Source organism: Planktothrix sp. FACHB-1355 (genome assembly GCF_014748295.1).
Taxonomy (GTDB): Bacteria; Cyanobacteriota; Cyanobacteriia; order Cyanobacteriales; family Aerosakkonemataceae; genus Aerosakkonema; species Aerosakkonema funiforme_A.
Genome location: NZ_JACJUP010000067.1, coordinates 1 through 11,850 on the forward strand (window position 1 = coordinate 1; position 11,850 = coordinate 11,850).

At 43.5% G+C, this 11,850-nt stretch carries 7 protein-coding genes; 2 read left to right on the forward strand and 5 right to left on the reverse strand.

Features of this window, described 5'->3' with window-relative positions:
• On the forward strand, nt 1-826 hold an 826-nt coding region (locus tag H6S82_RS05475; protein ID WP_191056065.1), incomplete at its 5' end, for an ATP-binding cassette domain-containing protein.
• On the opposite strand, the gene H6S82_RS05480 is transcribed toward H6S82_RS05475, so the two are convergent.
• Nucleotides 820-1,515, reverse strand: coding sequence for a DUF928 domain-containing protein (locus H6S82_RS05480; protein ID WP_242056833.1), 696 nt, complete (start codon nt 1,513-1,515; stop codon nt 820-822). The two genes, H6S82_RS05475 and H6S82_RS05480, sit on opposite strands and share 7 nt — an antisense overlap.
• Before the next feature lie 771 nt (nt 1,516-2,286).
• Here H6S82_RS05480 and H6S82_RS05485 point away from each other — a divergent pair.
• Complete coding sequence (locus H6S82_RS05485; RefSeq protein WP_190464756.1) at nt 2,287-4,854, forward strand: EAL domain-containing protein; 2,568 nt, start codon at nt 2,287-2,289, stop codon at nt 4,852-4,854.
• 145 nt (nt 4,855-4,999) lie between these two features.
• On the opposite strand, the gene H6S82_RS05490 is transcribed toward H6S82_RS05485, so the two are convergent.
• From H6S82_RS05490 to H6S82_RS05505, 4 genes are all read right to left on the reverse strand, one after another.
• Nucleotides 5,000-5,779: a peptidylprolyl isomerase gene (locus H6S82_RS05490; RefSeq protein ID WP_199315272.1), complete on the reverse strand. Its 780-nt coding sequence runs from the start codon at nt 5,777-5,779 to the stop codon at nt 5,000-5,002.
• 76 nt (nt 5,780-5,855) lie between these two features.
• On the reverse strand, nt 5,856-7,694 hold the full coding sequence (locus H6S82_RS05495) for an HlyD family efflux transporter periplasmic adaptor subunit (RefSeq protein ID WP_190464757.1): 1,839 nt from the start codon (nt 7,692-7,694) through the stop codon (nt 5,856-5,858).
• Nucleotides 7,695-7,726: 32 nt separating this feature from the next.
• Nucleotides 7,727-10,837, reverse strand: a complete 3,111-nt coding sequence (locus tag H6S82_RS05500; RefSeq protein WP_190464758.1) for a peptidase domain-containing ABC transporter — start codon at nt 10,835-10,837, stop codon at nt 7,727-7,729.
• A gap of 25 nt (nt 10,838-10,862) precedes the next feature.
• The gene (locus H6S82_RS05505) at nt 10,863-11,453 is read right to left on the reverse strand and encodes a helix-turn-helix domain-containing protein (protein WP_190464759.1); all 591 of its coding nucleotides are present in this window, start codon (nt 11,451-11,453) and stop codon (nt 10,863-10,865) included.
• Between the last annotated feature and the right edge of the window lie 397 nt (nt 11,454-11,850).

An 11,850-nucleotide genomic window follows, 5' to 3' on the forward strand; every position in this document is an offset into this window, starting at 1 on the left:
TATCCAAATTGCGCCTTTGTGGGAGAGGGCGCAACCAATTTTACAAGGAAAATTAGAATCGGATACCCACAAAGCAGATCCGGGTCATCTTCAGGGGCGCGTAGTTTTGGATAAGGTAGTTTTTCGCTACCGGGAAGAAGGGCAGCTAATTTTAGATCGGGTGAGTATTAATGCAGAACCGGGCGAATTCGTGGCAATTGTTGGCCCTTCAGGTAGCGGTAAATCAACGATTTTTCGATTGTTATTGGGGTTTGAAACTCCCCTAAGCGGAAAGATATATTACGACGGTCAAGATTTAGCCCAATTAGATTTACAAGCACTGCGGCGACAGTTAGGAGTTGTGTTGCAAAATGGTCGCCTTATGCAAGGTTCGATTTTTGATAATATCACTGGCGGTGCGTTAGTGTCGATGAATGAAGTTTGGGAAGCAGCTCGGATGGCAGGATTTGCTAAAGATATCGAGCAAATGCCGATGGGGATGCACACGGTAGTGAGTGAGGGTGGCAGCAATCTTTCTGGGGGTCAACGACAGCGAATGGCGATCGCGCGATCGCTTCTTTTACAGCCTCGCATTATCTTACTCGATGAAGCTACCAGCTTTCTCGATAACAACACTCAACAAATTGTCACTGAAAATTTAGAAAAGTTGAATGTTACCAGAATAGTTATTGCCCACCGTCTCAGTACGATCCGTAATGCCGATCGAATTTATGTGATGGAACAGGGGCGAATAGTCCAGGTGGGTTCTTTTGAGGAACTGATTCAGCAACCTGGGTTATTCGCTAGGTTGGTAGCGCGACAATTAGAGGGATCTTCTCTTCATTGAGATTGCGGCCCCGATACATAGCCGGATACAGCCGATTGCTGCACAAAAGCTTGATATTCAATTAGAGGCTCTTGGGTAATGTTGTCCAATTTAACGGACTGTAATAGCTGTTTCCATTTAGCCTCTACAGCTGAGTCATTAGGATGGGAACGACGTAACTGGGCTAGGATGGCTATAGCATCGTACCACAGCTGATTATCTGCATAAACGCCAGCCCGCTCTAATGCTCCTAAGTCTTTTAATTTAGTAACTATATCCGGGCTGGGTTGGACTCGTTTAATCCAGCCATTCACGTAATTATCAGCGCTGCGATCTTTAGGATCGTTAACAATTGCAAAATACCAACGGTAATTTTTCCCGATTTCCAGAGGTTGTATTTCACCGTTGCCAGGAAGTTCTACCCCAAGCACTCCGGAATTGCCATTAGGGGTAAATTTTTTTTCGTAAATTGTATTGCCGTCTTCATCATTAAGCACAAATTCTAGCATTTGTGAATTTGGCGTTGTAGGAACATAAAAATAAAATGTGGGATTTTCTAGAGTAGTTAATCCCTGGTTATTTTCTGGAACCAGAGCAGTTACTGGCTTTGCGGCGACTAATGTTCCCGACCTAGTGCCACCGCCTACCCGTCGTCCCGGTAACCCCTCTGCTGATTCACCGGAATTTGAATCATTTGCCAGTATCGGCATTGTAAAGCTATTTGAAAAAATTGTCAGTAGCGATGTTAAACAAATGGCAGCAATTATCTTTCTATTAAAGATGACCCTAAACATATTGCTTGGTTCTCAACTTGCGCTATATTTGATACTAGACTTGTTTTGATAATAAACTTGTTTAGCTTAGAACTACCACCGTAATTATTCGTAATTTCAATAATTTAACAAATATGTATCTTGCGAAATACGACTTTTGCCAAAAGGATATTTTTTCTGATTTTTCCTAGTTGTCAGCTTTGAGCGAAGGCCCAAAGCCGATCGTAGCCGATCGCTCTTTTTAATGACGTCTTCCAGGAAAATCGTATAGTTAGCTATTTTGCTTAACTCACAACTATTGAAAATCTGCCTTGCGGGAGATCGTTGCTGGACAATTAGTATCATAACTTTATCAAAATACGTAATTATACTTACTGTATAGTTAAGAAGTCTTCTCAAGTATTACCTCATTAGCTTAAAAAAGGCTTGTATCCAGCAGATTAGGCTTGGAATACTTAGTTAAACCGCTAAAGCTCCATGAAAAGCAAATTTTGTATATTAAAACACATTTACTCAGCAGTAGATCGAAAAATCCGACAGCGAGAATGCCCGCTCGCAAAAACATAGCTGACGAGGCAGAGTAGAATTGTCAATAAAGATGCGATCGAAACAAAAGGCTCACTGGACGGATAAGTTGCACAATAAAATCAGGATCGCAAGCTGTATATCCCGTTAATAGTATTTAAGTAGTTCACTCTTTTAACGTTTGTGACCGATCGGCTTTCTAAGAAAATACATTCGCTGTTGCTTGCAGCCAGAAACCAGGAGACGCTGGGTAAACTTACCCAGATCGTAGCTCTGGTTTGGCAAAAACCTGTTTTGACTGGTAGCTTACTCATTGCGGGTTTGCTGCTGGGAGTCAGACAACTCGAAGTTTTGCAACCTTTAGAGCTAGTGGAATTCGACCGCGCTACCCAATTTCAACCCGAACTCGAACCAGATCCGCGAATTTTAGTCATCGGAATTACAGAGTCAGATTTGCAAGCCCAAAAGCGATCGCCTGTGTCCGATCGAACCGTCGCTACCCTCCTAGCAAAGCTGCAATCCTATCAGCCAAAGGTAATTGGTTTAGATTTGTATCGGGATTTGCCCCAACCACCCGGTCATGCAGAACTGTTGAAGCAGTTGCAAGCGCCTAACATCATCGCGATCTCCAAGCTGGAGAGTAACGATAGCAGAAATGTGCCGCCTCCACCAGGCGTGCCAAAAGAACGAATAGGGTTTAATGACTTAGTTCTCGATCCGGATGGAGTAATACGCCGGAATTTAATGTATGCCTATACAAAAGCAGATAAATTTTACTCGTTTTCTCTGCGAGTAAGCCTTAGCTATTTAAAAGATAAAAATCTTGACTTTAAGGTTTATTCTAACTCGCTCCAATTAGGTCAAAAAACTTTTTTACGTTTAAAACCTTATTCGGGTGGATATCAAAACATTGGTGCCCAAGGATATCAAATACTGTTGAATTATCGAGGCAGAAAAGTAGCAAGGCAGGTAAATTTAACCCAAGTTTTGAACGGCTCTATCCAAAAAGAGTGGGTGAAAGATAAAGTCGTACTGATCGGCACAACAGCACCGAGCGAAAAAGACCTTTTCTTTACTCCCTACAATGCGATCGACAGACAAGAAGCCGCTATGCCTGGGGTGCTAGTCCACGGTCAAATGGTAAGCCAAATCCTCAGTACCGTCTTAGACGATCGACCTTTATTTTGGTTCTGGCCTCAGTGGGCAGAAGCTTTATGGATATGGGGTTGGTCGCTAGTAGGAGGAATTTTAGTGTGGCGCTTTCGCCATCCACTATCATTAGCAATAGCTGCAACTGTAGCAGTAGCAGGATTGTTTGTTGTTTGGTTTATCTGCTTTACTCATGCAGTATGGATACCCTTCCTAGTGCCGACACTGGCATTGGTAACGACTGGCGGCACGAGCGGAATTTATAAATTATTCTACAATGCTTTTTACGATCCTTTGACGGGTCTACCAAACCGAGATTTATTCTTGAAGGAATTGCAAAAATCCATCGATCGCAGCAAAAGCCAGGTTAATTACTTATTTGCAGTCATCTTCCTGGATCTCGATCAATTCAAAATATTTAATGAAGGTTTAGGACACCAAGCTGGAGACGAAATATTACGTATCATCACCCAAAGGTTAAAGGCCATTCTCCATGCTAAATATACAGTTGCACGGATTGGAGGAGACGAATTTGCTATTTTGCTCGCAGATATTAGCAATATCGATTTAGTAACTCTCGTTACTGACAAAATCCAAAAAAAACTGTATTCACCCTTTAATTTAAAGGGACAAGAAATATTTATAACTGCTAGCTTTGGTATTGCTTTTAATCAAACCGGGCACAATTATAAACCAGAAGAATTGCTGCGAGATGCCCACACAGCTATGTATCGCGCCAAAGCATTGGGTAAAGCACGCTATGAAGTTTTTTCTGTAGGTATGCGTACCCAAGTTGTCAGCCGCTTGCAGTTAGAAAATGACTTGCGTCGAGCGATTGCTTCTGCAATAGAAGGAAACAGTCAAGAGTTAAGCGTCCACTACCAGCCGATCGTATCTTTAGAAACTGGGAAAATCGCAGGCTTTGAAGCCCTAGTGCGTTGGCAAAATTCCCAAGGCAAATTCATTTCCCCAGTAGAGTTTATTCCCGTAGCGGAAGAAACTGGTTTAATTGTTACCTTGGGTGAGTGGATATTGGAACAATCTTGTCGCCAGCTGCGTATTTGGCAACAGCAATTTACCATGCAACCAGAATTAACAATCAGCGTCAATCTTTCTAGCCAACAGTTTGCTCAACCAGATTTAATAGAAAGAATCGAACAAATCCTCAAAAAAATAGGACTAAACGGCCATAGTTTAAAACTAGAAATCACAGAAAGTATGGCCATGAAAGATGTTGATTCTACCATTGCAAAAATCTTACGTTTAAAAGCTTTAAACCTCAAATTCAGCATTGATGATTTCGGTACTGGTTACTCATCTTTGAGCTATTTACATCGCTTTCCTGTAGACACATTAAAAGTCGATCGTTCCTTTGTCAGTCGCATGGAAGAAACGACTGAAGATGCCGCGATCGTTCAAACTATCGTCATGCTCAGTCATATTTTAGGTATGGATGTAATTGCCGAGGGGATAGAAACAGCATCGCAAATGGAAAAACTGCGGATATTGCAATGCGAATACGGGCAAGGCTATTTCTTTTCTAAACCCTTGCACGCTGAGGCAGCAACCGCTTTGCTTAGCCAATATACTAATTCAGTTTAATGTTTCTTTTATCAACAAATCTTACTCCCTTCCCACTGTAAAATTATCGATCGCAAGTTACCTGTTTTTGTTTTCTCCCCCACTCCCCCACTCCCCCCATGCAATACATATTCTTTGAGTGGGAAAGGAGTAATGGACTGGCTCTCTATAAGGGAGCATCATCCAATGCTGCAATACCAGCATCGGAATCCTGAAAGCTGGAGAGAACTATTTCAGTTTGCACAATTTGTTGTTTTATCCATCCAGAAAACAAGTCAGAAATAATTTTACTGCGTACCGTAGCGTCTAACTTCGGTTGAATTACTTCTTCAACAAAAATCAGGTGCGCTCCTTTAGAAGTCACTACTGGCTTGATAAGTTGGGGCGGAGTAGCTGCGAAGACGGCAGCAGAAATCTCCGGTTTTAAATCGCTGCGGCGCAGTGTACCCCGATATCCTCCACAGCGGCGCAACTCTTTGTCATGGAGATATTGGCAGGCAACTTCATGGAAACTCATTTCATCTTCCCCAATAGCATAAAAAAGTTCCATTGCCAAATCTTCATCATCTAAAATTACTTCGTACATGACGACCTGAGCGTAATTGAGTAGATTCTCCACAAAGAATGGTTCGACTTTATCTGCGAACAGATGTTCGGCTAACTTTGAAGAAGTGACGCTAAAATAAGCTATTTCTTCTAAGTCGTCTAGAGATAGGCTATGTTTTTGCAACCATGCCAGGGTTTGGTCAGTGCGTCTGAGGTTGTTTGCCAACCGGATGTTGTCTGCTGATTTCTGAAGTTCTTCAGGCTCTACTTTGATGCCTAGTTCTTTCGCTTTAGAAGTGATAATTTTGCGGGTAGCGATATTTTCGAGAAATGTGGGTATTTGGCAGGATAGCTTGATTTGACGGATCAAATCTTCGGGGTAGACTGTGATATTTCGCATGATGTACGTCTTTGTAAAATACTTGAAACAAGCACTCAAAGCCAAGCTATACAGACAGGGAATTAAAAAACTTTTTCTAGAGTTGCAGACCGTCTTTTTGTAGTTTCTTAAAGGGATCTAAGATGAAGTCAATGACGCGACGCTGACGAACAATTACTTCTGCGGTTGCTGTTTGACCTGGATTTAGGTCTATGCGTTTGTTTTGGGCTTGAATGTAAGTGCGATCGAGCGTGATTTCCAGTTCGTAAGTTTCCACCGTTCCTCGATCTGTTTGTGTAATCTTGGAGTCGGGTGAAATCCAAGTTAGGCGACCGTCAATAATGCCATAATCTTGGAAAGGATAGGCATCAAATTTAAGTTTGACGGGCATTCCCACGCGCAGAAATCCGCTTTCTGTGCTACTTATATTAGCCCTTAGCACTAGGGGGGCTTCTTCAGGTGCAATTTGCGCGATCGTCTGACCGGGTTGCACTACAGCGCCAGCACGTTCGATCGGCAACTGAAAAATAGTTCCTTCTACTGGCGATCGCAGCACTCGCTGTCCTAACTGAAATTTCAAAGATTCAATCTGACTTTTACTCTGCGCGATTTCAGCGTTGAGTGTTGTTATTTGCACTTGCAAATCTTTCAGTTGTTCTTGACTTTTAAGCACAGCTAATTTACCTGCTTGTAGCAAGCTTTCGTAGCCACTTTGCTGCTCTTTTACGTATGACTGTGCTTGCTCGATCTCGGTCTTAGCTTGATGAAGCATTTTCTCATAGCCGCCCTGCTGTTCTTTCAGCCTTGCTTCGGCTAATTTAATATCAGCATTAGCTTGATGAATCATTTTGTCATAGCTACCTTGCTGCTCTTTTAACCGCGCTTCGGCTAACTTAATTTCAGCATCAGCTTGATGAATCATTTTGTCATAGCTACCTTGCTGCTCTTTCAACCTCGCTTCGGCTAATTTAATCTCAGCTTCAGCTTGCGATCGCAACCGTTCGCTCTCTTCTGCCAACTGTTGTTTTTCTACTACTTTAACTTCCGGAACCACACCTTGCTGCCAAAGTTTCCGGTAGCGCTCCACTTCTGCCATATCCTTTTTATAACGGCTGTCTGCTAAGATGTAGGCCGTTTTAGTTGCGTTGATATTTTGCCGCGCCTCTTCGATTTGAGCTAGTTTTTCCTGTTGTAAAGTATAGGCAGTTTTCTTTGCTTCCAGATTTTCTTGCGCTTCTTGAATTTGAGCTAGTTTTTCCTGTTGCAAAGTATAAGCAGTCTTGCTAGCTGTGAGGTTTGCTTGCGCCTCTTGAATTTGGGCTAGTTTTTCTGCTTGCAATGTATAAGCGGTCTTGTTAGAATTCAGGTTTTGTCGCGCCTGCTCAATTTGCGCTAATTTTTCTAAATTTTGCGCCTCGTTCTGTTGCTCTTGGGCGCGAATTGCAATCAACAATTGGTTTTTAATTAGTTCCAACTGTGCCATCCGATTTTGTTGACCTTCCAATTTCGTTTCGGCTTGCTGAAGGTCGCTGCGGAGTACGTCAGATTCCAATTCCATCAGAACCTGTCCAGCTTTTACCCTTTGCCCTTCTTTGACGCTAACTTGGATGACAGTTCCGGGAACGGCAGCATCTAATCTTTGAGTTGCACCAGAAGGTTCCAGTCGCCCTCTCGCAGTACCAGTTTCATCGACTTTAGAGAGCATTGACCAGGGTAAAACGATGCCAGCAAATACTAGCATCAAATACAGCAATCCCCGCGTCCAAACCTGGGGCAATGTATCGATTAGTTCTTTACTTAAAGGCGACCAATCATCAGCGGGAGATTCAGATATTTCTGGCGATCGATCGCTAATATTTTCCGCCAAAGTTTGGTCGGTGAGGGAATGACCGTTCCGACTGGTAATAGAATCTAGCGTACTTCTTGTGTTTGGCATTGTCGTGTGCGTAAGGGTAAAAATAACTGAATTTAGCCAACGGCAGTTAGCTGTTGCTGATTGAGGTAGAAGTAGTGACCCCGTTTTGCCATTAATCGATCGTGGTCGCCACTTTCAACCAATACCCCTCGATCGAGTACCAAAATTAAGTCAGCATTTCGGACTGTGGAAAGGCGATGAGCGATGATTATGGTTGTTCTGTTTTGGGAAATTTTGCTCATGTTGGTTTGAATGATTCGCTCCGATTCAGCATCCAGGCTGCTGGTAGCTTCATCTAAGATCAGCAAGCGGGGATTTCCTACTAGGGCGCGAGCGATCGCAAGGCGCTGTCTTTGTCCCCCAGAAAGCATTCCGCCGCCTTCGCCGATTTGCGTTTCGTAACCCATCGGCAGGTCTTTAATAAACTGATGTGCCCCTGCTTGTTGGGCTGCTTCAATAATTTCATCCAGCGTCGCTTCTGGGTGTCCTACGCTTATATTTTCGCGAATTGTACCGCCAAAAAGGAATGTATCTTGATCGACAACACCAATCTGAGAACGCAGCGATCGCAGCGACACGCTCGTAATATCGTAACCGTCGATCGAAATCTTTCCTTCTGTGGGCGGATAAAGACCCAAAACTAGCTTGGAAATTGTAGTTTTCCCGGAACCGCTGCGTCCGACTAGGGCGACAGTTTGCCCTGGCTGTGCTTCAAAGCTGATGTTTTCTAGAGTATTGGAATCGCTGTCAGGGTGATAGCGGAAAGTGACTTTATTGAAGTGAATGTGACCGCGAATTGGCGGTAAAGATTGGCGAATTTCGTGTTGTAAATCTTCTTCTGGCTCCGCGTCAAGCACATCGTCGATGCGTTCGACGGAAATGACAACTTCCTGCAATTGATTCCACAATACAATTAGTCGCTGAAACGGACGAATAACGTTACCGAGCAACATATTAAAAGCAACTAATTGCCCGATAGTCAGTTGATTTTGAATCACTTGCCAAGCTCCAAACCAAAGTAATGCTGTGGTTGCCACGGCTTCGATCGTGGAGCTGAAGATGATAATAAAATTGTTGAAAACTTTCCCGGAAAATGTACTTCTAATGGATTTGTTAAACAGTTCTTCCCAATGCCAGCGTACTGTCCGCTCGATCGCCATCGATTTGATAGTGCGAACACCGCCCAGAGCTTCTATCAAGTAGCTATTCTCAGCGTTAGAAGCGCTAAATACTTCTCGCGAGATGCGTTGGAAAACAGGCGTGGCAATCAGCGTCAGTAACAGAAATGGCGGTAAGACTAATAACACCAGCGCTGCCATTCTCCAGCTATACCAAAACATCAATGCCACATAGACGAAGACTGTCAGTAAATCGAGAAAGATTGACAGCGATTCTCCAGTTAGGAAACGTTGAATTTTGCGATTTTCCTGCACGCGGGAGATGATGTCTCCCACATAACGGGACTCAAAAAATCTGAGCGGTAGCCGGAAGGTATGGCTGATAAAACCGATAATTAGTGCTAAATCGACTCGGTTTGCAGTATGGTCGAGAAGATATTGCCGCAGTCCGGTCATCAGGACTCGGAAAAGGCTAAAGATGAGCAAACCAAAGCCTACTGCTGTTAATGTCAGTTCGCTGCGCTGCACTACTACTCGGTCTAATAGCAACTGAGTGAATAAGGGTGTAACTAATCCAAATATCTGAATAAAGATGGAAGCAGTTAACACTTCCAACAGCACTAGCCAGTGGGGTTTTAGTAATTCAAAGAATCGCCAGAAAGGTTGGCTGGATTCATCGACTTCTTTGAGGAAAGGTGTGGGTTGCAATAATAATAAGTAGCCAGTCCAACCAGCTTTGAATTCTGCATGGGTGAGGTTGCGTTGACCGATCGCGGGGTCTGCAACGATAACGCGATCGCGAGTTACTTTGTAGACTACGATGTAGTGTTTCCCTTCCCAGTGAGCTATGGCAGGCAAGCTTTGTTTGGCAAGTTTGTCAAGGCTGGCTTTTACAGGTCTGGTAGAAAATCCGATACTTTCTGCTGCTGCTGCTAAACTTCGTAAAGAGGCACCGTTGCGATCGACATTGGCAAGATCCCGCACTCTATTGATGCTGAAACGCTTACCCCAGTAGCGACCGATCGTTACCAGACACGCAGCACCGCAGTCAGACGCACTTTGCTGTTTAAAAAACGGATAGCGTCTGGTAAAACCTTGCCACAATTGACCAGCTGCTACTGTTGGACTGGGAAAGTAAGCTTTAGCGATCGATTTTGGATTTTGGATTTTGGATTTTGGATTGGGGGGTTGGCGATTTTGGATTTTGGATTTTGGACTGAATTTTTCTTTGCTCCTGTGCGCCTCTGCGCCTCTGTTCCTCGGCTGCTCTACTCGTGCTGGGGGGGTTTCCTCTCCTATCAATTGAGTTAATTGCGGCAAGCTAGAGAGCGCTTTTTCCCAATCGGAATCGGTGAGGATATGAAGTTCGGTTGGTTGAGTTACCTGCCAATTGCGATCTTTATCTTTACTCAATTGGGAAGGTGCGTAGATGCTTCCGGGGGTGAGTTTTTGGCCTGAAGAATGTAGGAGTTCGCCACGGTGGAGGAACCAAAGTTTGCAATCTTTGAATAGGGGTGCGGGGAGTTTTCCCACATCGAGGTTATGCTGTTCCAAAAGCGATAGCACTTCGATCGCTTCCCCACCGGGAAAATCCCGAAGGGAACCACTTTGTTTGCACAACAGCAACAAATCCCAAACTACAGCCTTACGGTAAAGATGTTCTCGGATATGCGGATATTTCTGAATGAGGCTTTGCAGAAATTCGCCAGGAAGATAACAAAGTGTGAGGTTGATGGAAGCTCTCGCAGCATAAGGCTGAAAGTCTTCTTCCCCAAAGAGAGTTAGCTCGCCAAATGATGCGCCTGTTTGGAGTGTAGCGATTAAGTTATCGTCGCGATCGAGCAATCTAACTTTACCAGCAAGGACTGCATATATACCTACTGTCGCGTCTGCTGCCTGCCAAAACAATTTTCCTGCTGTTGGTTCTCTTAGCTCAAAAAGCTGGAAATATTGGGAAAGTTCTGATTCCGGAATTGCCTGAAAGAGGCTTTGGCGGAGTTGTTGAGTTATATCTTGTTTGGAAAATCCTGATGGCTGTTGAACCATAGCTTTCTCAAATATTTAAGTAGGTCTATTTAGTGGTTTCGATGATATTAAAGGGTGAAAAAAAATCTGGTACTGAAGTAGGCTGTAAATCGTGGATGGTAATGCCAAATTTCTTAGTTGTGGGGAAATCGGTTGTTACTTTTTCCGGTTTCGATCGCGTGGATAGTCCCATTTGCTTGAGCAGGCGGTTAATGTGGCGATCGCTGACCGCAATCCCCAATTCTTTGGCTAAATGTTTCCCCAACCATTGCGCTGTCCAGCGCTCAAATGAATAGCCATACTCGCGGGGACTGTGATTCAGCAATTCTTTTAAGCGATCGAGATATTGAGTATTGATAGTCTTGGGACGACCGATGGGTTGCTCGTTCCATTGGTGCGCTTTGCCTTCTCGTGCGATCGCAATCCAGTACCGTGCTGTTTCTTGAGTACATCCCAGCTCTGCACATATTTGCGTTTGCGATTTACCTTCATCTGCCAAAAGGATGATTTCTATGCGACGGCGGTACTCCGGTCGTAACTCCGTTTCCATACTTTTGAGTAAAAGCTTTCTTTGAAAAGGTGTCAAAAGTTGAACCTGACTTGCCAAAGTAATTCCTCCTTTCTCGATTTCGTTCATTTGTCTAATTCCCGCTGTTTTCAACTTTTAAGTGTTATATGACAAACAGAAACAAGGAAAAATCCTTGTTTTCTCCCAAAACTGAAAAAAATTTGACCTAAGCTTAATTTTCCTGGCTCAGGTTAGTACAATTCTCGGCTTCGATGCTTATTGCTTAGCTGGAAGGTTCGATCCCTTCCCCAATCGATCTGGTACTAACTAACCAAAATTCCGTATTTTTTGTCTAACTTGTGGGCGCTTCCTTACCTGTTAAGCTTAATATTCCTCCTTATATAGTTTTCTGTTAATGCAGCTTATCTTACAAAAACCCAAAAATATTTCTACCTAAATGGGTATAACAATATCGTTAATTAACCCGAAAATTAATGTAATATTATATACAAATATTTTTTATTTT

Bases quoted from the DNA above. Each gene is read 5' to 3' on its own strand.
- H6S82_RS05480 (WP_242056833.1), bottom strand. From the start codon at position 1,515: ATGCCGATACTGGCAAATGATTCAAATTCCGGTGAATCAGCAGAGGGG.
- H6S82_RS05490 (WP_199315272.1), bottom strand. From the start codon at position 5,779: ATGCGAAATATCACAGTCTACCCCGAAGATTTGATCCGTCAAATCAAG.
- H6S82_RS05495 (WP_190464757.1), bottom strand. From the start codon at position 7,694: ATGCCAAACACAAGAAGTACGCTAGATTCTATTACCAGTCGGAACGGT.
- H6S82_RS05500 (WP_190464758.1), bottom strand. From the start codon at position 10,837: ATGGTTCAACAGCCATCAGGATTTTCCAAACAAGATATAACTCAACAA.
- H6S82_RS05505 (WP_190464759.1), bottom strand. From the start codon at position 11,453: ATGAACGAAATCGAGAAAGGAGGAATTACTTTGGCAAGTCAGGTTCAA.